At 61.2% G+C, this 20,203-nt stretch carries 15 protein-coding genes; all 15 read right to left on the reverse strand.

Annotated elements, in window-relative coordinates; all coding sequences use genetic code 11:
- Window positions 1–97: 97 nt before the first annotated feature.
- The 15 genes from EJA70_RS27605 to EJA70_RS27675 all read right to left on the reverse strand — a co-directional run bounded on the left by EJA70_RS27605 (window position 98) and on the right by EJA70_RS27675 (window position 20,153).
- Window positions 98–1,168 carry an autotransporter outer membrane beta-barrel domain-containing protein gene (locus EJA70_RS27605; protein WP_158835239.1) on the reverse strand — a complete coding sequence of 357 codons (1,071 nt, stop codon included), beginning with the start codon at window positions 1,166–1,168 and terminating at the stop codon, window positions 98–100.
- Window positions 1,169–1,572: 404 nt separating this feature from the next.
- Window positions 1,573–2,355 (reverse strand): endonuclease/exonuclease/phosphatase family protein, encoded by a 783-nt coding sequence (locus EJA70_RS27610; RefSeq protein ID WP_158835242.1) that lies wholly within the window; start codon window positions 2,353–2,355, stop codon window positions 1,573–1,575.
- Window positions 2,356–2,547: 192 nt separating this feature from the next.
- Window positions 2,548–3,306, reverse strand: coding sequence for a PIG-L deacetylase family protein (locus EJA70_RS27615; RefSeq protein WP_008084139.1), 759 nt, complete (start codon window positions 3,304–3,306; stop codon window positions 2,548–2,550).
- A 185-nt stretch (window positions 3,307–3,491) separates the two neighbouring features.
- A complete protein-coding gene (locus EJA70_RS27620) occupies window positions 3,492–4,148 on the reverse strand; it encodes a glycosyltransferase family 2 protein (RefSeq protein ID WP_158835245.1) in 657 nt (218 codons plus the stop codon).
- The gene (locus EJA70_RS27625) at window positions 4,145–4,744 is read right to left on the reverse strand and encodes an SAM-dependent methyltransferase (protein WP_158835247.1); all 600 of its coding nucleotides are present in this window, start codon (window positions 4,742–4,744) and stop codon (window positions 4,145–4,147) included. Before EJA70_RS27625 ends, EJA70_RS27620 begins: the two co-directional genes overlap by 4 nt.
- On the reverse strand, window positions 4,741–5,499 hold the full coding sequence (locus EJA70_RS27630) for a PIG-L deacetylase family protein (protein WP_158835250.1): 759 nt from the start codon (window positions 5,497–5,499) through the stop codon (window positions 4,741–4,743). The genes EJA70_RS27625 and EJA70_RS27630 overlap by 4 nt, the downstream gene beginning before the upstream one ends.
- Entirely contained in the window at window positions 5,496–6,494 is a 999-nt protein-coding gene (locus EJA70_RS27635) for an acyl-CoA dehydrogenase (RefSeq protein WP_158835252.1), read from the reverse strand. Before EJA70_RS27635 ends, EJA70_RS27630 begins: the two co-directional genes overlap by 4 nt.
- A gap of 1 nt (window position 6,495) precedes the next feature.
- Complete coding sequence (glgX, locus tag EJA70_RS27640; RefSeq protein WP_008084148.1) at window positions 6,496–8,655, reverse strand: glycogen debranching protein GlgX; 2,160 nt, start codon at window positions 8,653–8,655, stop codon at window positions 6,496–6,498.
- Window positions 8,656–8,962: 307 nt separating this feature from the next.
- Entirely contained in the window at window positions 8,963–9,268 is a 306-nt protein-coding gene (locus EJA70_RS27645) for a DUF2934 domain-containing protein (RefSeq protein ID WP_158835255.1), read from the reverse strand.
- A 27-nt stretch (window positions 9,269–9,295) separates the two neighbouring features.
- Entirely contained in the window at window positions 9,296–12,064 is a 2,769-nt protein-coding gene (locus tag EJA70_RS27650; protein WP_158835258.1) for a malto-oligosyltrehalose synthase, read from the reverse strand.
- Window positions 12,061–14,139: a 4-alpha-glucanotransferase gene (malQ, locus tag EJA70_RS27655; RefSeq protein WP_158835261.1), complete on the reverse strand. Its 2,079-nt coding sequence runs from the start codon at window positions 14,137–14,139 to the stop codon at window positions 12,061–12,063. Before malQ ends, EJA70_RS27650 begins: the two co-directional genes overlap by 4 nt.
- Window positions 14,136–15,938: a malto-oligosyltrehalose trehalohydrolase gene (treZ, locus tag EJA70_RS27660; RefSeq protein WP_158835264.1), complete on the reverse strand. Its 1,803-nt coding sequence runs from the start codon at window positions 15,936–15,938 to the stop codon at window positions 14,136–14,138. Before treZ ends, malQ begins: the two co-directional genes overlap by 4 nt.
- Before the next feature lie 14 nt (window positions 15,939–15,952).
- Entirely contained in the window at window positions 15,953–17,539 is a 1,587-nt protein-coding gene (gene glgA, locus EJA70_RS27665; protein ID WP_158835266.1) for a glycogen synthase GlgA, read from the reverse strand.
- Between the two features lie 600 nt (window positions 17,540–18,139).
- Window positions 18,140–19,093, reverse strand: a complete 954-nt coding sequence (locus EJA70_RS27670) for a D-2-hydroxyacid dehydrogenase family protein (RefSeq protein ID WP_158835269.1) — start codon at window positions 19,091–19,093, stop codon at window positions 18,140–18,142.
- A gap of 13 nt (window positions 19,094–19,106) precedes the next feature.
- Window positions 19,107–20,153 (reverse strand): alpha/beta fold hydrolase, encoded by a 1,047-nt coding sequence (locus EJA70_RS27675; protein ID WP_158835272.1) that lies wholly within the window; start codon window positions 20,151–20,153, stop codon window positions 19,107–19,109.
- Window positions 20,154–20,203 lie beyond the last annotated feature (50 nt).

Below are 20,203 nucleotides of genomic sequence, written 5' to 3' on the forward strand. Positions count from 1 at the left end.
GCCCGCGATGAGGCCGTCACTTTCAGCATTTTTGGTGACTGACACGCCGCCTTCGCTGGCAAGCCAGCTCCCACAGGGATCTTCGGTGATCTGAAGCTCACCAACGCATACGCACACCCAGGCTGCCAATCAGGCCATTCAAATCGTTGTCGTCGACATCGCTGCTGTAATCGGCACTCACGTACAGACTCACCGACGGTGTCATCCGCGCCACCAGTCCCAGGCCCAATTCAACGGTCGACGACTTGCGACTGCTGCTGATCTTGTCGACCTGATCGAGCGTCACCGTATTGCCGGTGTACACCGTGTGCCAGAGGTTGGTGCGCACGTACGGTTCGACCGGCAGACCGTTCAAGTCGTAACTGCCTTTCAGCCGGGCACCGACACGACCGCTCCAGGCGGTCAGGTCTGTTGATGAGGCATTCCCCGATCCGGCATACGGCGTATCTAGGGTGATGCGCTGGTTGATCAGTTGCGCCTGCGGTTCCACCACCCAATTTTCACTCAAGCCAATCGGAAAACCGCCTTCCACGGAAAAGGTCAGCGCGCTGCCTTCAGTGGCTTGCCGCGCGCCTTGTTCGTTGCGGCTGAAGCCACTGACGCGGCCACCGCTGGCGGACAGGTCGACGTGCCAGCCTTGCGCGCCGGTCAGGCTGTAATAGGCGCCGAGGCTCTGCCCTTGCAGGTTGAGGGTGTCGGTGGTCGGATCGCTTTGGGCGCGACTGGTGAGCAGGCCGTTGCCGTTGGCTTGAATCTGGTTGAGGCCGCCGATCAGGCCGATGGTCTGGGTATGGCCGCTGCCACTTTGCAGAGTCAGGATCGCCGGGCCTTTGAAGTCGCCACTGCCAGGCATCGCAAAACCCGAGGACAACACATCGTCTTGCGCCTGCCGGGCAGGGCGTCCGTAGAGCTGATCCCAGGCATTCGGTGCGAGGTCTTCAGTGATCAGGTTGGCGCCACGCACGTCCGGCCGTGAGCTGAAGCGTTGCTGATCGGGAGTAATGACGGTCGCTGGCAAGGTCATGACCGGTACGTCCGCGCGATACCACGGCGTGGTTTCATCCGCCGCAGGACCGGCCTGCGCCTCCATGGATGAGCACAGCAAGATAGAACTCGACACTGTGCAGAATGTGATTTTGATCTCGTGTGGGGTAATTGAAATTCTCATGGAGGTCTACCTTGCAAGCGCATGCATTCTCTCTGTGTGGCGTCTCTCCTACCCCGAACGAGGGGCGACCGAATGGAGCGGGGCGAACCGTGGCCGCTCGATTTCGCGAGTGTCCGAAGGCTCGCCCCGGGCAGTGATTCCGGGGGTAGTAAGGTAGAGATAAGAAGAGTCGCGCGCGCTCGTCAAGAAATTGAACGATGAGCGGTAGTGGCAAAACGGCGTTTGCAAGTGTTTGTTTTTCTGCACATAACTAAGTGGTTGTTTGTATGGAATATCGAAGGAAAGCCTCGCCATACGGAGGTTTTATTGCCGACGGAAGGTCTGCCAGCAGATGCAAACCCCCCTATGGCCGATCTCTCCGTGTAGGGCGATGCTGTCAATATTTCGTCCAGGCAATCGCATGATTACAGGTGAACTTCAACCGCCAGCGGCAGGTGATCGGAGAGATGCGTCCACGGCTTGTTGCCGAGGATACGTGGGTCGTGGCTGCTGGCATTGCGCAAGTAGATGCGGTCCAGTCGCAGCAAGGGGAAACGTGCCGGGTACGTCTTGGCCGGGCGGCCATGATGACGTTCGAACGCTTCGTGCAGATAGTCACGGCGGGAGAGGGCAGCGTTGCCCTGCAACTGCCAATCGTTGAAGTCGCCGGCGATGATCACCGGGGCATCGTCCGGCAGGGATTCGAGCAATTGGCAGAGCAGTTGCAACTGCAACTGGCGATGGCTTTCGAGCAGGCTCAAGTGTACGCAGATCGCGTGAACCTCGGCATGCCCCGGTACGTCCAGCACACAGTGCAGCAGGCCGCGGCGTTCGGGGCCGGTGATCGACACGTCGAGATTACGGTATTCGCGAATCGGGTATTTCGACAGCAGGGCATTGCCGTGGTGACCGTTGGGGTACACGGCGTTGCGTCCGTAAGCGAAATCGCTCCACATACTGTCGGCGAGGAACTCGTACTGCGAGGTTTGCGGCCATTCGTTGTAACGGCTCGAATGACGTTCGTGCTCACCCACCACCTCTTGCAGAAACACCAGGTCGGCGGACGTGCTGCGCACGGCTTCGCGCAGTTCCGGCAAGATGAAACGCCGATTGAGCGCGGTGAAACCCTTGTGCGTATTGACCGTCAGCACGCGCAGGCGATGAATGCCGGGCGCATCGTTAAGGTGACGCTTGGGATCGCTGGACACGTGCACTCCTCTGAATCTGTCTGCTTATTCATGCGACTGATGCAGAGGCCCGGCAGTTCCTTTTCATACCCATCCGTGTAGGAGCTGCCGAAGGCTCGGGCCGCGATCGGACGATCTTTTGACTTTAGCTGTTTAAAAACCAGATCAAAAGATCGCAGCCTTCGGCAGCTCCTACAGGGGGCTGTTGTTTTTTTAGAGGAAGACGATTTCGTAGGGCTGGCGCATGCGTTCGAGCACCATCGGCGACAGTTTGGCTGCAAGGCCCAGTGCCGGTTCGTCGCTGAGCTGGCTGGCGTAGGCATGGGTGGCGTGGCTTTTGCGCGCGACGGTCCAGGTGTCGAGGCGAATTTTGCGGGCGCGCTCCCAGGGGATCAACTTGTGCTCGCGCTCCGGCCAGTGCCAGGCCCAGATCGGCACATCGTGAAAGGTCGCCCCGGTCAGTTCCGCCGCTCTGGCGCTGGCTCGTCCGACGGCTTCATGGTCGTTGTTGCCATCACCGCGCCAGGTGCTGAACACTACGTCGCCGGGGCGCAAGTAACGGCTGATGAATTCGGTCAGTTGCGTTTCCTGATCCATCAGGCCGCTGTCGTTGAAACCACCGCGCACCCATTTCAGGCTGTGCATGGGCAGGCCCAGACGGCGCAGGGCTTCGACGCTTTCCTGGGGGCGAAACACGCTCAGGCGTTTTTCCGACCATTGCCGCGAACCGGGATGGCTGGCGCTGCCGTCGGTGATCGAGAGTAATTGCAGGGGATGGCCGAGGTTGGCCAGTAACTGTAGGAGACCGCCGGATGTCACCACTTCATCGCCGGGGTGCGGGGCGATGACCACGGCGCGCGCACCGGGCGGGACCAGACTGCGGGTATTGATGACGGGAATATTGTCGAGTTGCGGGGCGCTGTTCCATATCTGCGCTGGCTGCCCGCTTTCGCTGAGGGATAACAGTTTCATGGGTGCGACGTCCTTGTAGTGTCTCGCCCTCAGTCGCGCACGCAGACATAAAAAGCCGCTGGTCGACCCGTGAAGGCAGGTTGATTGCCGTACGACGCTCCGAACCCTGGATTGCCGCGCAGCAGAGTATTGCTCAAGAAGCGCTGTTCGTCTCGTGACAGATTAGCCTGATCTGGTTTTTTTTCTCAAAGCTGTGCCAGTTGTCGCAGATAATCGCCAAATCCGCCGCGTGCGCGGCTGTCCAGACGGGCGCTGGTGTGGATCTGCGGGCGATGGCTCCAGGCAATGTTGGCGCCGGACAGCTCCAGCTCACGCACCAGTTGCACGTCTTCATCGCACGCCAGCGGTTGAAAACCGCCGGCCCAGCGGTAGGCATCGGCGCTGATGCCCAGGTTTGCACCGTGGATATGCCGGTGCCCGTCACAGCCGCGATAGTGGCTGTGATAGCGGATCTGCGCGGCCTGATCGAACGATTCATGCCAGTGTTCCACCGTCACGGTGCCGCATACCGCGTCAGCGCCGAGCCCGAGTTGCGCCACCAGCCAGTCGTCGGCCACGCGGCTGTCGGCGTCCGAGCAGGCGATCCAGCGTGCGCCGCGCTCCAGCAGCAGACGCGCACCGGCAGCGCGGGCCTGGCCGACGTTGCGCGCTTCGATCTGCAGGTTCAGCACCGGATAACGGCCGACGATGTGCGCCGAGCGATCGGTGCAACTGTCCAGCACCACCAGCACTTCGACCGGTTCGCCGGCGAGCAAGGCGTGCTTGCTGGCGCGCAGCGCGGCGCTCAGGCATTCGTCGAGCAAGTCTTCTTCGTTGTGCGCCGGGATCAGAATGCTGATCACCGCAAGCCCTCCAGTGCGGCCACCGAACGTGGCTCACGGCTCCAGACCTCAAGTATGAAGTCCGCCTCCTGATGCAGCACCAGACGCGGCATTTGCAGTTGCTCGTGAATCAAATCGTGAACCTGCCGCGCATTCAGCGGGCAGTCATCAATCGGCGGGCGCCAGTGGCAAGCGAGCAATTGGCCGTCGGCGGTCAGGGAATGGCTGATGTGACGAATAACGGCTGTCAGATCCTGGCTATCGAGGTAGTAGCCGATTTCGCTAAATACAATCAGGTCGAATTTTTCCTCCGGCCAGTCATCCGGCAGGCGGTTTTGCCGTACTTCGGCATGGTCAAACAGGCTCAAGCGGGTTTGCGCCAGACGCACGGCGGCACTGGCGGTGTCGCAGCACAACAGGCGGTCGCAACGGCGAGCCAGTTCAGCGCTCAACTCACCGTTGGCGCAGCCGGGTTCGAAAATCGCCCGATAGTGCGGGCGCGGCAGGGCGGCGAGGGTGATGGCGCGTTTGCGCTGCTCGTACCAGCGCTCGCGGAAGGCCCAGGGGTCATCGTTGCCGGCGAACATGCCGTCGAAATAGCGATCCTCGACACTCATAAAAACACCACTTCGAAAGGCTGCAGCAGGCGGTCGATCACGTAGGGCGCGAGCACCGGGGCGAGTCCCGCTTGCGCGTCGCCTTCCAGTTGGCTGGCAAAGGCGTGCACTGCGTGCCGTTTGCGCGCGATTTGCGCCGGCGTCAGCAGAATCTTGCGCGCTCGCTGCCACGGCACGACGGCGTCTTCAGGCGTCGCCCAGTGCCACGTCCACACCGGCAACTCATGGCAGATGGCACCGACCCGGCGCGCCGCTTCGGCACTGGCGCGGCCGACGGCTTCGTGGTCGCAATGGCCATCCTCGCGCCAAGTGGTAAACACCACGTCGTTGGCGCGCAGATGCTGTTCGATGAACGCGCTCAGTTGTTGTTCCTGAGCCGCCACCTGAGTGTCGGTGAAACCACCGCGCAGCCACTTCAAACGGTGCATCGGCAGACCGAGGCGGCGCAGGGCTTCGGCGGATTCTTGTGGACGGATCACGCTCAAGCGTTCGACCGGCCAGCGTTCGGAGCCGGGATGACTGGCGCTGCCGTCGGTGACCGAGATCAGTTGCAAGTCGCGCCCGGCGGCGGCAAGCAACTGCAGCAGCCCCCCGCAACCGAGCACTTCATCGTCCGGGTGCGGGGCAACAATCACGGCCCGCGCACCTGGGGGCACCAGGCTGAGGATGTCGATACTTTGCAACTCTGCCAGATGCCGCGAGGCCTGCCATTGATGCAAAGACGTGCCTTGGCCGACGATCGGATTGGCTTTCATAGCGACCAGACCTCATCGGGTTGACGGGCAATCAGTTGACCGAGGGCGGCGAGGTCGCGCTCGGCATGGCTTTGCCGCAGGAACACCGGCAGGTCGGCGATCAAACGAGCGAAGTGACGATCCTTGCAATACGGCCCGGCGCCCAGCGCGCGACCGACCTCGCGGATCACCTGCTCAGCGGATTGCTCGACAACAGCACGAGCGCGTCGGGCGAGCAGTTCGGCGTTGTCTTCGGGGTGCGCATCGATGTGCAAGGCGCTGAAGCGCAGCACGTCAGCCGCCGCTTGCAAGGCCGTGTCGACTGCGCCGAGGTGGGCAAGGGCATGCGGCTCTTCACGTTGCGCGCATTGCTGGCGCAGCGAATCGGCAATCCGCCGTGCGGCGCCGTACCAGCACGCGGCAATGCCGACGCCGCCCTGCCAGAAACCGGGGCGTTGCAAGTAATCGCCTGGATTGCCGATGGCTTGGCCTTCGGCGGCATCGAACACCACTTCAACACTGCCGGTGGCGCCCATGCCCACCGCTTGCCAGCCTTGATCGGTGATGGTCACGCCCGGTTGATCGAGTGCCACCGCCACGAGTTGTTGCTGATCATCGGCGTCCCAAGCGGTCAGCAAGGCATGACTGAGCACCGCGGCGCCGGAGCACCACGCCTTGCGCCCGTTCAGTGCGACCATGTGCCCGGCGGGACTGACCTTCACTCGTGCCTGTGGCGGTTCTGCAGCCCACATGCCCCACGTGCTGCCGGGCGTCGGCGAGCCACCGAGTTGTTCGATGATCGCCAACGCATCGGTATGGCCTTCGTAGAGTTTGCACAACCCCAGATCATGCCCGGCGACATCGGCCAGACGCTGGAAACGCTCCAGCGTCAGGCCGCTACCGGGCAACGGCAAACGATCATGCCCGGCCTCGACCATCGCCCGCAGACAGGCGCCGAGGGTCGCCGTGTCGGGATAATCCGGCGTGCGGCGAGCGAGATAGTTTTGCAGGTCCATATCAATCTTCTTCTTCGTGTTGCAGTTCGAACAGCAACAGCGAACGGCCGGTCACCGAGTATTCATGGCCGAAGTCAAATCGCTCCTGACCACGGATCGACGGCTGATTGGTATCGATCATGCACGTCCAGAAACCACCGTCCGGCACCTCCGGCAAGGTGAAGTTGACGATGTCGTGATGGGCGTTGACCACCAGCAGCAGGGTCGCATCGCCACCCTTGCGGCGAATGCCGGTTTCCTGCGCGCGGCCATCGAGCAGCATGCCCAGGCAACGGTTGTGCGCATCGTGCCAGTGCTCGGTGGTCATCTCGGTGGCGTCCGGCGCCAGCCAGGTGACGTCCTTGACGCCGATGTCCTCGTTGTACTCGCCGACGAGAAAACGACCGCGACGCAGGATCGGGTAAGCCAGACGCAACTTGATCAGGCGTTTGACGAATTTCAGCAGCGCCTTGCCGTCTTCACTCAGGTCCCAATTGACCCAGCCGATCTCGCTGTCCTGGCAATAAGCGTTGTTGTTACCGTCCTGGGTGCGGGCGAATTCGTCACCGGCAACAATCATCGGCGTGCCTTGCGACAGCAACAGGGTCGCGAAGAAGTTGCGCATCTGCCGATGGCGCAGTTCGTTGATTTCCGGGTCGTCGGTCGGGCCTTCGACGCCGTGGTTCCACGACAGATTGTTGTTGCTGCCGTCCTGATTGTTCTCGTCGTTGGCTTCGTTGTGCTTGTCGTTGTACGAAACCAGATCGTTGAGGGTGAAACCGTCGTGGGCGGTGATGAAGTTCACCGACGAGTACGGCCGCCGTCCACGCTGATTGAACATCTCGCCAGAAGCGGTCATGCGGCTGGCGAAGTCGGCAACCTGGCCGTCATCCCCTTTCCAGAAGGCTCGCACGGTGTCGCGGAACTTGTCGTTCCACTCGACCCAGCCCGGCGGGAAGTTGCCGACCTGATAACCACCGGGGCCGCAGTCCCAAGGCTCGGCGATCATTTTCACCTGACGCAGCACCGGGTCCTGACGGCAGGCGACGAGGAAGCTGTGACGCTCGTCGAAACCGTCGTGATAACGGCCAAGAATCGTCGCCAGGTCGAAGCGGAAACCGTCGACGTGCATTTCCGTGGCCCAGTAACGCAGCGAGTCGGTGACCATTTGCAGTACGCACGGATGGCTCAGATCCAGCGTGTTGCCGGTGCCGGAATCGTTGATGTAGAAGCGTTTGTCGTCTGGCATCAAGCGGTAGTAGGACGCGTTGTCGATGCCGCGCATCGACAGGGTCGGGCCTTGCTCGTTGCCCTCGGCGGTGTGGTTGTAGACCACGTCGAGGATTACTTCGAGATTGGCCTCGTGCAGGTGCGCGACCATCTCCTTGAACTCGGCGATCTTGCCGCTGGCAAGATAACGCGGGTCCGGGGCGAAAAACGCGATGCTGTTGTAACCCCAGTAATTGGTCATGCCTTTGTGCAGCAGGTGCTGGTCGTTGACGAAGGCGTGGATCGGCAACAGCTCGACCGACGAAACGCCGACGCTGCGAATGTGCTTGAGCACGTCGTCATTCATCAGACCGGCGAAAGTACCTCGCACGTTTTCCGGCACCGAGGGGTGACGCATGCTGATGCCGCGTACGTGGGTTTCATAAATGATGGTTTTGTCCCACGGCACACTGACACGCTGGTCGTTGCCCCAGGTGTGCGCCGGGTCGATGACTTTGCACTTGGGCACGAATGGCGCGCTGTCGCGTTCGTCGAAACTGAGGTCGGCGTCGGGGTGGCCGATGGTGTAGCCGAACAGCGCTTCCGACCATTTCAGCTCGCCGACCAGTTGTTTGGCGTAGGGGTCGATGAGCAATTTGTTGTGGTTGAAACGGTGCCCGTTCGCCGGGTCATACGGGCCGTAGACACGGTAGCCGTAGATCAGCCCCGGGTGCGCATCGGGCAAGTAGCCGTGGTAGATCTCGTCGGTGTATTCCGGCAGTTCGATGCGTTCGAGTTCGACTTCGCCGGCATCATCGAAAATGCACAGTTCGACCTTGGTGGCGTTGGCTGAGAACAGGGCAAAGTTCACCCCCAGACCATCCCAGGTCGCACCGAGCGGGAAGGGCAGGCCTTCACGGATTCTCGAAGGCTCGGCGTGCGCGGTGGGTTCGGCTTTTTTTGGACGGGTCATGATTGCTCCTGCAAAACGGTAGTCTGGGCTGAGACAAATCCAATCCTGGCGAGAACCTTTGTGGCGAGGGGATTTATCCCCGATGGGTCGCGAAGCGGCCCCACTGCTGCACATGCGCGGTATGAAGCACACCGCATGCATAGATTTTGCGACTGCTGCGCAGCCGATCGGGGATAAATCCCCTCGCCACAAAAGCCCTTTTCCACAAGAGGATTTGTGTGTTTCTTAGGGTCGAACGCGCCCTCGGTGGCGAGCAAGCCCGCCACACATTCATTCAGTTCAATAATCCGGTTTAGCTTTAGATCGCCTAAGGCTTGCGCGGCGCTCTCGGCTGTTTCTCGGCGGGTTTTTCACCCGGTGGAATCACCTTGGCAGCGCTGGCTGGTTTGGCTTTGGCCGGCGGTTTTGGTTTAGCGGCCGGTGCTTTGGGCTCGGCTGTCTTGCCAGCGGCTTTACTGCCCGCAGCCTTCGGTGGTTTCTTCGGTGCCAAGGCTTCTGCTTCAGCCAGTTTGCGGGCCATCTCCCAATGGCGCGCTTCCTGACCTTCTGGCTGACCTTCGGACTCCCAGATCTGATAGGCGAATTCGCGGATGCGTTTATCGTCGGTGCTCATCGCAATGCTCCTGAACTGAACTCGTGCTTACGTTAAGTGTTGGATAAAGAGATTGACCGGGACATCCCCCAGCGCGTCGCTGATATTCAGCTCCCTGTTTTTTGTGACTGCGCGGCTTGAAAAAAGTCCCTTCAGGTTTGCGTCAGAGGCGGCGAACGGTAAAACCACCCGCGTATCGCCCCAGCGCAGCGCATCGACCTGAGGTACAGCACCGTTTTCCAGCAGCGTGGCGCAACGGATCGGTACGATCACGATGGCCTGCTTCCCCTCGTGTTCGCGGGCAAACGCGAGCACGTTGTGCGCCTGATCGCCCAGCACCTCCAAGGCCTGGTACGAGCCATGGCGGAACAGCCCGGCATGCTCGGCGCGCAGGTTCAGCACCTCGGCGATCAAGGCCTGCTTGATACGCCCGTCACGCCAGTTCGCCAGCAGCTGCGCAGGTGGCAGAGGCGCCTGCAAGGACTGCGCGCGCGCGGCGTAATCCACCGGCCGGCGGTTGTCCGGATCGACCAGGCTGAAATCCCAATACTCATTGCCCTGATACAGATCCGGCACCCCCGGCACAGTCATGCGCAGCAAGGTTTGCGCCAAGCCATTGAGTGCGCCGGCAGCGGCGATGCTGTTGACGGTCTTGGCCAGTGCGGCGCGCAGCAGTTCACCGTCGGCACCGGTCAGGAGTTTTTCGGTGAAGGCCTGGGTGGCGTTTTCATAGGCCTCGTTCGGCGCGCTCCAGCTGCTTTGCAGCTTGGCTTCGCGCAGGGCTTTTTGTTGCCATTGCCAGATGCGCTTGGCGTAGTCGACGAAACCGCCCTGATCATCGTCGCCCAGATCCAGCGGCCAACTGCCGAGCAGCGCTTGGTAGAGGATCAGCTCATCACCCGCCGACGGTACCTGATCATCAACGCGAACCGGGCGGGCGAGGGCGCGCCACAATTCAATCTGCTCGGCGTACCAGTGGCTGCGTTCGCTGAGCACCGCCAGGCGCGCACGGGTGTCTTCGCCGCGCTTGTGATCGTGGGTCGCGGTGGCCAGCAGGTTGTCCGGGAATTCGGCGAGACGTCGCTGATTGACCGCGTGGAAATCACTGACCGGCGCGCTGAACTGTTCGGTGTTGTAACCCACATCATTGCGCGAGAGCAGCACCGCCGAGCGATACAACGCGGTGTCTTCCACGGCTTTCGCAGCGGCCGGTGAGGTCAGTTGTTGAAAACGTACGCAAGCGTGCTTGAGGATTTTCCGCGAGCGGCCACGCGGTTTGCGCCGCCACGGTGTGCCACCGAGCCAGGCCGCGACGCAGTCGAGTACCGGCCAGTCGGCTTCGCTGAGGGTTTGCCGGGCACCGTCCATGGCGTGCTGGAAAAACACCTCGTCCTGCGCCGAGCGGCCCATTGCACCGATGTAAGTGCGATAGACCGGGAAATGCACGATCAACGCCTGCAGCACCCGGCGGATCGCACCGAGGGTCAGGTCGCGGGTCATCAGGTCGTCGCGAGCCACTTGTAACAATGCCTGCGCCACGCTTTCGCAGTCGCTGGCCAGCGAGCCGTTGAGGATCTGCTGACGCGCCAATTGCGCTTCTTCGATGAACGCGGCGGGCCGTTCGGTGCGCCGTTGCCACAGGTCACCGAGGACGTATTCGCCGTCGGGATCATGCTGCAACAGCGACAATTGATTCATGAATTCATAACCGGTGGTGCCGTCCACCGCCCAATCGCGGTGCAGGGTTTCACCGGCGCCGAGGATCTTCTCGACGTAGATCGGCAAGTGTCGGTCTGGCGCGATCAGGTCGAGGCGTCGACGCAATTTGCGGCAGTAACCGCGCGGGTCGGCGAGGCCGTCGATGTGGTCGATGCGCAAGCCGTCGACCAGCCCTTCGGCGATCAACTGGAAGATTTTGCCGTGCGTTGCTTCGAACACTGCCGGACGCTCGACGCGTAAACCGCCGAGTTCATTGATGTCGAAAAAGCGCCGCCAGTTGATGTCATCGGCAGCGGTGCGCCAACTGGCCAGGCGATAGCTTTGTCGCTCCAGCAACTGATGCAGCGATTGGAAGCCTTCTTCAGTGGTCGAGTCGAAATTTTTCAGGTTGCTTTGAATCGCTTCGAGAACCTGCGGATCGCTTGCCAGTTGCCGCAGCTCTTCCTTTAACGGGATCGCCAGCGAATGCGCATCGGTCTGGTAGCTGAGGGTGCTGAAGCGATCGGCCAAAGACTTGAGCGCCTCCTCGGGTTTGAGGATGTCACCGTAATCGCTTGGGCAGATCGGGAAGTGGTGGTCGTAATGCTCGACGTAAAAGCTGCCTTTTTCTGCATTGAAATGCAGCTTCAGCGTGCCTTCCTGTAACGCCACACCGTAGTCGCTGCCTAGAAAGGGCAGCAACAACTGGCCTTCCATCAACGGGTCCGGCGAGTGCCACTGAATGTCGAAAAATTCGCCAAAAGGGCTCAGTCGTCCCCATTCGAGCAGGTCAAGCCACCACGGATTGTCGTTGCCGCCCACGGCCATGTGGTTGGAAACGATGTCGAGGATCAGCCCCATGCCGTGCTCGCGCAGGGTGCTGACTAAATTTCGCAGCGCCGCTTCGCCACCGAGTTCCGGATTGACTTGGGTCGGGTCGACCACGTCGTAGCCGTGCATTGAGCCGGCCCGCGCCGCGAGCAGCGGCGAGGCGTATATGTGGCTGATACCTAATTGGGCAAAATACGGCACCAACGGTACCGCTTCTTCGAGGGTGAAACCTTTATGGAATTGCAGGCGCAACGTCGCGCGCAGTGGCTGGATGAGCGTTTGGTTCATTGGTCACGCTCGGCAGCCTGAAGCCTTGCGCAGGCGAGCAATTCCAGACGGCGCGCGGCATCGGCGTCATCGAGCAAGGCTTCGCTGGTACCGGGCAAACGTCGCGACCAGTTCGGGTGCGTGTCGATGGTGCCCGGGAAATTGGCTTGCTCGTTGATGCCCAACGCGTCTTCGATTGGCAGCAGCACCAGGGGCGCGCGGGTATGGCCGAGGAAACGCACGGCGGCATCGACCACTTGATCGGCCTCGTGGGATTCCTCGCGAAAGTTCTGCGGGTCCTGACTCAAAGCGCTGCGCAGACCTTCGCGCTCACGCTGGCGATGGTGGCGCCATTCGATTTCACCGTTGGCGTCGACAAAACCCAGCCGCGCATTCCAGTCGATGTCGCGACCGTGCCACCAGCCATTGATCGTCGGCAAATCGTGGGTGCTGGTGGTCGCCAGCGCGTTGTCCGGCCAGTCGAGGATCGGTTTGAAATGGGTGTTGTCCTGTTCGAACAGCAACACGCGCATGCCGAGCATCGAACGGGCGATAAGCTTTTCGCGCAGACCGTCTGGCACGGTGCCGAGGTCTTCGCCGAGGACGATGGCCTGGTGACGGTGGGATTCGAGCGTCAGCAAACGCAACAGATCGTCGACCGGGTAATACAGATAGGCGCCATCCGCCGGGGCGGAGCCGTTAGGAATCACCCACAAGCGTTGCAGGCCCATGACATGGTCAATACGCAAGCCGCCGGCATGGGCAAAGTTGGCACGGAGCATGTCGATGAATGCGCGGAAACCATTGCGGATCAGTCCTTCCGGGGAGAACGCGGAAATCCCCCAACCTTGCCCGGAGCGGTTGAGAATGTCCGGCGGCGCACCGACGGTCAGCGACGCGAGTAACTCATCCTGAAAACTCCAGGCCTGACTGCCGGCGCCATCGGCCCCAACCGCCAGGTCGGCGATCAGGCCAATGCCCATGCCCGCGCTGCGAGCGGCGGTCTGTGCGCGCTCCAGGCAGCGGTGAATCAGCCATTGGCAAAAAGCGAAGTAACCGATGCGCTCGGCGTATTCCTCGGCGAACGCTGCCAGCGCCGCGCCGCGCGGGTCGTGCCAGTGCTCCGGCCATTGCCGCCAGTCGAGATTTTCCCCGCGCGCGGCGCGCATTTCCTGAATCGCTTCGAAGCGGCAGTGATTCTCCAGCGCTTCGCCGCCCGCGTGACGGAAACTGGCAAAGTCCGGGTGCAGCGGATGATCGCCGGCGACGAAGCCTTCATACAGCGCTTGCAGCAGTTTCTGCTTGGCCTCGGCGGCGGCTGGCCAGTCGATCAGTTTCAGGTCTTCCAGTTGCGCAAATTGGGCGGCCAGACCTGCCGCGTCGATGGCATCGCGTAGTGCCCGTTCGCCGAGGATCGCGCCGGGCGCGGCGTACAGCGAATTGAGAAACAAGCGACTGGACGGCGAATACGGGCTGTAGCGCCCGGTATCAGCGTTGAACATTGCGTGCAGCGGGCTGATCGCCAGCGCCTCGGCGCCACGCTCACCGGCCACACGAGCCAGTTCTTCCAGCGCCTGAGTGTCGCCAAAACCGCCATCGCCAGGGCGACGCAACGAATACAACTGCACGCTGAGGCCCCAGGCTCGGGGGATCGGGTTGTCCACCGCGTCGCCAACGCTGAAGCAGCGCTCCGGCGCCACGGCCAGGGTGAAATATTGATCGGCGATGTGTACCTGCTGATAACCGACCGGAACCAGGCCGGGCAACATCGCTTCGTTGTCGAGTTTGAGGTTCAGTCGCGAACCGTCTTCGAGGTGGATTTCACAAGGCGTCTCAGGGGCGAAATAGCGCGCCAGATCGAGGCTGACGCCGACGTCGCTGGTCAGCAGCGGCGGCAGGTGGCGATCCTGTTGCACTTCTTGCAGTTGCAGCAGGCTGGCGTCGATTTCCTGAGCCGTGCTGGCCGGGTGGCCGAGTCCGATGAGGACGTTGCGCAGCACCGCCGGGGCGACTTTTTGCGGGCGGCCGTTGGCGTCGATCCAGTCGACGGCGAGGCCGGCTCGGCTGGCCAGAATTTCCAGTTGCGCATCGCTCATAGGCGCTCTCCATCCAGAGGTTGCAAAGGGGTTGCGGCCGTGAGGCTGACAAGCGCGCAATACGCGGGCAGTTCGCCCGACTCCGACAGATCGGCGCTGGGCGGCTGTTGAAACAGCCACACGGTTTCGGTCTGTGGAGGGTTGACCACTGGCGTGTCGCTGAGGTTCAGGTCAATTCGCAGCTCACTGCCATTGCCCAGGCGCCAGCGCGCACTGACCGCGCCAAACCCGAGCATATGGGCGCCGAGCGCTTGCGTGCCGGACAGATGGGGGATGATGTATTGATGGCGAAATTGCAGCAGTTTTTGGTACAGCGCGAGGGTTTCCTGCTGTTTCACGCTGCCATTGCCAATCAACCTCGGCTGAGAGGCGTGGAAGGTTTTTTCGCCATTCGGATCAGGAATCTGTTCACGCTTGTGCGGGTCGGTGAAAGCGCTGAACGCCGCGAATTCATTGCGGCGGCCCTCGCGCACCAGTTCGGCCAATTCACCATGGTGACTGGTGAAAAACAGGAACGGCTGTTCGGCGGCGAATTCGTCGCCCATGAACATCAGCGGAATCATCGGTGACAGCAGCAACAATACCGTCGCTGCCTGCACGGCGCGTGGATCGGCCAGCTGATGCAGACGCTCGCCGAACGCGCGGTTGCCGATCTGATCGTGGTTTTGCAGGAACAGCACAAACGCGGTGGACGGCAAGTGTTCACTGGGCTCGCCGCGAGGTTCGCCATGACGGGTGATGTGGCCCTGGAACACAAAGCCCTGACTCAGGCAGCGCACCAGTTGTTCGGTGGGTTGCGCGGCATAGTCGGCGTAATAGGCGTCGGTTTCACCGGTGAGCAGTACGTGCAGGGCGTTGTGGCCGTCGTCGTTCCACTGCGCGTCGTAGTCGTATTCGAGCAGGCTGGACTGGTTGAGTTCGTTTTCCACGGTCAGCCAGACATGCCGATTCGGGTCGATTTGCGCGCGGATGCGCTGGGCCATCTCGGTGAGGAAATCCGGGTCTTCGATGGCATGCACCGCATCGAGGCGCAGACCGTCGAAGCGGTATTCGAGCAACCACATCAGGGCGTTTTCGATAAAGAATTCGCGCACTTCATCGCGGCGAAAATCGATCGCCGCGCCCCACGGCGTGTGTTTGTCTTCGCGGAAAAAGCCTTTGGCGTAACGGTGCAGGTAATTGCCGTCGGGGCCGAAGTGGTTGTAGACCACGTCGAGAATCACCGCCAGACCGTGGCCGTGGGCGCTGTCGATCAGGTGTTTGAGTTGTTCCGGGGTGCCGTAAGAGGCTTGCGGTGCGTAAGGCAAGACGCCGTCGTAGCCCCAATTGCGATCGCCGGGGAACTGCGCCAGCGGCATCAGTTCGATGGCGGTGATGCCCAGGCCCGCGAGGCGCGCCAGGTGTTGTTCGACTTCGGCAAAGCCGCCGAGCGCACCGACGTGCAACTCGTAGATCACCGCTTCACTCCACGGCCGACCGTGCCAGGCACTGTGTCGCCATTGATAGGCCAGCGGATCAACCACCACGCTGTGGCGGTTGAGGTCGCCATCCTGCGCTCTGGAGGCCGGGTCGGGCACCTCCAGTTCACCATCAATGTTGTAGCGGTAACGCGTGCCCGCCGGACAGCGGGCCTTGATCACGAACCAGCCGTCTGCCTGCGGCAGCATTGGCAGCGACTGGCCGTTTTCCAGTTCGACGCTGACGTAAAACGCATCCGGTGCCCACAACGCAAATTGCGTGTGCTCGGCATCCAGCATGATCGCGCCGTGTGGCCAGGTTTCAGTAGACCGTAACGGCATCGTTGACCTCCCTGTTACTTGTGAATTGCTTTACCCAAGGCCTTGGCCACCAGTTGTTCATAAAGTTCGGCGTATGGTTCAACCGCTTTGCACCAGTTGAACGGCGCGGCCATTGCCCGGCAACGCATGGCATTGAGCAGTTCAGGATAGGCGAAGACTTTGAACGCGCGGCTCAAGGCTTCTTGATAGCTTTCGGCGGTGGATTCGTCGAAGAGGAACCCGGTGACGCCGTTTTCAATGGTGTCGGCCAGGCCGCCGGTGTTGCGTGCAACCGGCAACGAACCGAAACGCTGGGCGTACATCTGGCTCAAACCGCAAGGTTCATAACGCGACGGCATTAACAGGAAATCGCTGCCGGCGAACATGCGGCGGGCGTCGGTTTCATTGAAGCCGATGCGCACACCGATCTGGCCAGGGAAACGCAGTGCCAGTTCGCGCATGGCTTGTTCTTCTTCCGGCTCGCCGCGACCGATGATCGCGATCTGGCCACCGTTCTGCACGATGTACTCGGAAACGGCTTGAGTCAGATCCAGACCCTTTTGGTAAACCAGCCGGGAAACCACGGCAAACAGCGGACCTTCGGAGTCATTCAGTTCGAACAGCTCGCGGACATGGGCTGCGTTGACGGCTTTGCCTTCCCAGTCGCCAATGGCGAACGGTGCGAACAGGTGTGGATCAGTGGCAGCGTCCCAGCTCTCGTCGATACCGTTAGGGATACCGCTGAGCAAACCTTGCTGGGTCTTGGCGGCGAGGAAACCGTCGAGGCCGCAGCCGAAATCCGGGGTGGTGATTTCCTGCGCGTAAGTCGCGCTGACCGTGGTGATGTGGCTCGAATAGGCCATGCCGGCCTTGAGGAACGACATCTTGCCGTAGAATTCCATGCCTTCCTGTTGCAGGGCATGGTTGGGAATGCCCAGCTCTGGGCACGAGCCGAGGCTGGTCACCCCTTGATAAGCAAGGTTGTGAATGGTGAACAGGGTTGGCGTGCGCTGCCCACGCCAGTGCATGTACGCCGGGGCCAGGCCTGCAGGCCAATCGTGGGCGTGCACCAGATCCGGGCACCAGTGGATTTGTGCGAGGTTGGCGGCGATGTCGGCAGCGGCCAGACCGAGGCGGGCGAAGCGAATATGGTTGTCCGGCCAGTCACGGCCATTGTTGGCACCGTAGGGCGAACCTTCGCGCTCGTAGAGTTCAGGGCAGATCAACACGTAGATCACCAGGCCGTCGGGCATGTCCATGCGACCGATTTTGCACGGTGGCAGCGCAGCATGGCCGCCGAGTTCGCCGATGATGTGAATCGGGTTCTCGCTGTGCATCACTTGCGGGTAACCGGGGATCAGCACGCGCACATCGTGCAGGTGCGCCATGGCGCGGGGCAGGGCGGCAGACACGTCACCCAGGCCGCCGGTTTTCACCAGATCGGCGATTTCCGAGGTCACGAACAACACTTTCTTCTTGTTGGGATTCTGGCTCGCTACCGGAGTCAGCGTCTTGGTGCCGGGGACGTTGATCTGTCGGCTGCCGGAAACGCTGATGGTGCTCGCTTCGCCAACCGCCTGCTGAGCACGCTCTCCCTGAATATCCAATGCCGCACTGATCATATGAATCTCCCGTGTTGTTGATCTGATTCTTCTCTCTTTCCCTGTAGGCGCTGCCGCAGGCTGCGATCTTTTGATCGTTTAAAAGCAAAGATCGCAGCCTGCGGCAGCACCTACATGAATTACGCGAGCGCAATCGCGCTACGCATCGGTGAGCAAACGCTACCCAACACGCGCAAGCAGAATGGGTGATTGGGCTATTGCAAGGATTGCACCAGCCACTTTGGCCCTACCTTTCAGATGACCCGCCGCTTCGTGCAAAAGTTTCGAGTTTTTTTCCGCAAGATGACCGGCAGGTCGAACCCTGAAAAATCCAGTCTAGGCCAGATCCTAGAGCGGGCCAGAGCAAATGGGTAAATTGTTCGACAATCGGTTTGCCGTTAACGGCAACTTGGCTTTTGGAGGGCAAACGCACCGACGAAGTGCAGTTTTTTTTGCGAGTTAGGGCCAAAACGGTGACTGGTCGGTCACGATTCTGTGCTAGCGAGGAGTGCGGTCGCACTGTTGTGGTGCGAACACATTGTTGATGGAGTGACTGTTGAACCCTGTAGGAGCTGCCGAAGGCTCGGGCCGCTCCTACAGGGGAGGTAGGGGCAGGCCGGATTAATTAAGCAGGCGAATCGGCTCCCCCGCAGCCCAGGCCTGAATATCCTCGATCATCTGCGAAAAGAACTGCTCATAGTTCTGCCGACTGACGTACCCCACGTGCGGCGTCGCCAGCACGTTGTCGAGTGTGCGAAAGGGGTGCAGCGCCGGTAGCGGCTCCTGCTCGAAGACATCCAGTGCCGCCCCGGCGATCTGCTGTTTTTGCAAGGCCTTGATCAGCGCCGCTTCATCGACGATCGGCCCACGGGCGGTGTTGACCAGCAGCGCCGTCGGCTTCATCCAGTTCAACGCTTGGGCGTCGACCAGGCCGCGACTGCGCTCGCTGAGCACCAGATGCACCGAAAGCACATCAGCCTGTTCGAACAGTTGCTGCTTGCTGACATAGCTGACGCCAGCCTGTTCGGCCCGCTCAGCCGTGAGGTTCTCGCTCCAGGCGATCACCCGCATGCCGAAGACCTGCCCGAACTGCGCGACTTTCTGGCCGATGCTGCCGAGGCCAAGAATGCCCAGCGTGCGGCCGTGCAGATCACCGCCCAGGCCCTGCTGCCATTGGCCAGCCCGCAGTGAATTGGCTTCGTTTACCAGATTGCGCGTGGCCGCCATGATCAGTGCCCAGGTCAGCTCCGGCGCGGCGTGCTTGTAGCTGTCAGTGCCGCAGACCTTGATGCCGAGTGTCGCCGCCGCCTGCATGTCCAGCGCTGCATTGCGCATGCCGCCGGTGACCAACAGTTTGAGATCAGGTAGCTGCGTGAGCAGGTCTTCATCAAAGCGTGTGCGCTCGCGCATCACGCAAATCACCTGATACTTGGCCAAACGCTTGGCCAGGGTCGCGTTGTCTGCCGGATAGTCATGTTCGAACGTCACCTCACCGAGGCTGTCGAGCACTGACCAGTCGACCACGTCGCGCGCCACGTCCTGCCAGTCATCGATCACTGCAATCTGCACCGCCATCAGCCTTACCTCATCAACGAACAGGATTGGTTGTGTTCAGCCAGCCGAGCAAGGCCTTGTGGAACTGCGCCGGTTCTTCCATTTGCGGCGCGTGGCCCATGCCGGGGAATTCCACCAGCGTCGATTGCGGGATCAGCTTGGCCACTTGTTTGCCGAGCACGTCATAGTGGCCGATTTTCGCTTTCACCTCAGGTGGCGCAAGGTCCTTGCCAATGGCTGTGGTGTCCGAAGTGCCGATCAGCAACAGGGTCGGCATCTTCAAGTCCTTGAACTCGTAGTACACCGGCTGGGTGAAAATCATGTCGTAGATCAGGGCCGAGTTCCACGCGACTTGAGTCTTGCCCGGGCCTTTGCTGAGGCCGGCGAGCATGTCGACCCAACGGTCGAATTCAGGTTTCCAGCGGCCGTCGTAATAAGTGGTGCGTTCGTAGTCGCGAATGCCTTGAGCGCTGACTTTCAGTTCGCGCTCATACCATTGATCGACCGTGCGATAGGGCACGCCAAGGGCTTTCCAGTCTTCCAGACCGATCGGGTTGACCAGTGCCAGTTGTTCGACTTGCTCCGGGAACAGCAGCGCGTAACGGGTGGCGAGCATGCCACCGGTGGAATGACCGAGCAGGGTGGCTTTCTGAATGCCCAGCGCCTTGAGCAACTGCTGGGTGTTGGTCGCCAGTTGCTGGAAACTGTACTGATAGTTGTCCGGTTTGCTGGAAGTGCAGAATCCGATCTGATCCGGCGCAATCACCCGGAAACCGGCCTCGCTCAAGGCCTTGATCGAGCTGTCCCAAGTCGCTGCGCAAAAATTCTTGCCGTGCATCAGCACCACGGTGCGGCCGTTGGCCTTGCCGTGGGCAGCTACGTCCATGTAACCCATCTGCAGGGATTTGCCCTGAGATTGGAAGGCGAAGTGTTTAAGTGTGTAAGGGTATTCGAAGCCTTGCAGCTCCGGGCCGTAGGCCGGGCCCTCGGCAGGCGTTGCCTCGGTGGCGGCATGCGCGAACAGCGGCAGGGCAGCGCTGAGGAAGAGGCCGGGAAGCCAGCGGGAACGCGTGACGGTCATAAGGGCAAACTCCATGAAAATCGGCCGATGCTGGAACGGCGGGATTACGG

The organism is Pseudomonas sp. PB103 (assembly GCF_009764635.1).
Taxonomy (GTDB): domain Bacteria; phylum Pseudomonadota; class Gammaproteobacteria; order Pseudomonadales; family Pseudomonadaceae; genus Aquipseudomonas.

Bases quoted from the DNA above. Each gene is read 5' to 3' on its own strand.
- EJA70_RS27675 (WP_158835272.1), bottom strand. From the start codon at position 20,153: ATGACCGTCACGCGTTCCCGCTGGCTTCCCGGCCTCTTCCTCAGCGCT.
- EJA70_RS27605 (WP_158835239.1), bottom strand. From the start codon at position 1,168: ATGAGAATTTCAATTACCCCACACGAGATCAAAATCACATTCTGCACA.
- EJA70_RS27635 (WP_158835252.1), bottom strand. From the start codon at position 6,494: ATGGACCTGCAAAACTATCTCGCTCGCCGCACGCCGGATTATCCCGAC.
- malQ (WP_158835261.1), bottom strand. From the start codon at position 14,139: ATGAGCGATGCGCAACTGGAAATTCTGGCCAGCCGAGCCGGCCTCGCC.
- EJA70_RS27645 (WP_158835255.1), bottom strand. From the start codon at position 9,268: ATGAGCACCGACGATAAACGCATCCGCGAATTCGCCTATCAGATCTGG.
- EJA70_RS27670 (WP_158835269.1), bottom strand. From the start codon at position 19,093: ATGGCGGTGCAGATTGCAGTGATCGATGACTGGCAGGACGTGGCGCGC.
- glgA (WP_158835266.1), bottom strand. From the start codon at position 17,539: ATGATCAGTGCGGCATTGGATATTCAGGGAGAGCGTGCTCAGCAGGCG.
- glgX (WP_008084148.1), bottom strand. From the start codon at position 8,655: ATGACCCGTCCAAAAAAAGCCGAACCCACCGCGCACGCCGAGCCTTCG.
- treZ (WP_158835264.1), bottom strand. From the start codon at position 15,938: ATGCCGTTACGGTCTACTGAAACCTGGCCACACGGCGCGATCATGCTG.
- EJA70_RS27650 (WP_158835258.1), bottom strand. From the start codon at position 12,064: ATGAACCAAACGCTCATCCAGCCACTGCGCGCGACGTTGCGCCTGCAA.
- EJA70_RS27630 (WP_158835250.1), bottom strand. From the start codon at position 5,499: ATGAAAGCCAATCCGATCGTCGGCCAAGGCACGTCTTTGCATCAATGG.
- EJA70_RS27625 (WP_158835247.1), bottom strand. From the start codon at position 4,744: ATGAGTGTCGAGGATCGCTATTTCGACGGCATGTTCGCCGGCAACGAT.
- EJA70_RS27615 (WP_008084139.1), bottom strand. From the start codon at position 3,306: ATGAAACTGTTATCCCTCAGCGAAAGCGGGCAGCCAGCGCAGATATGG.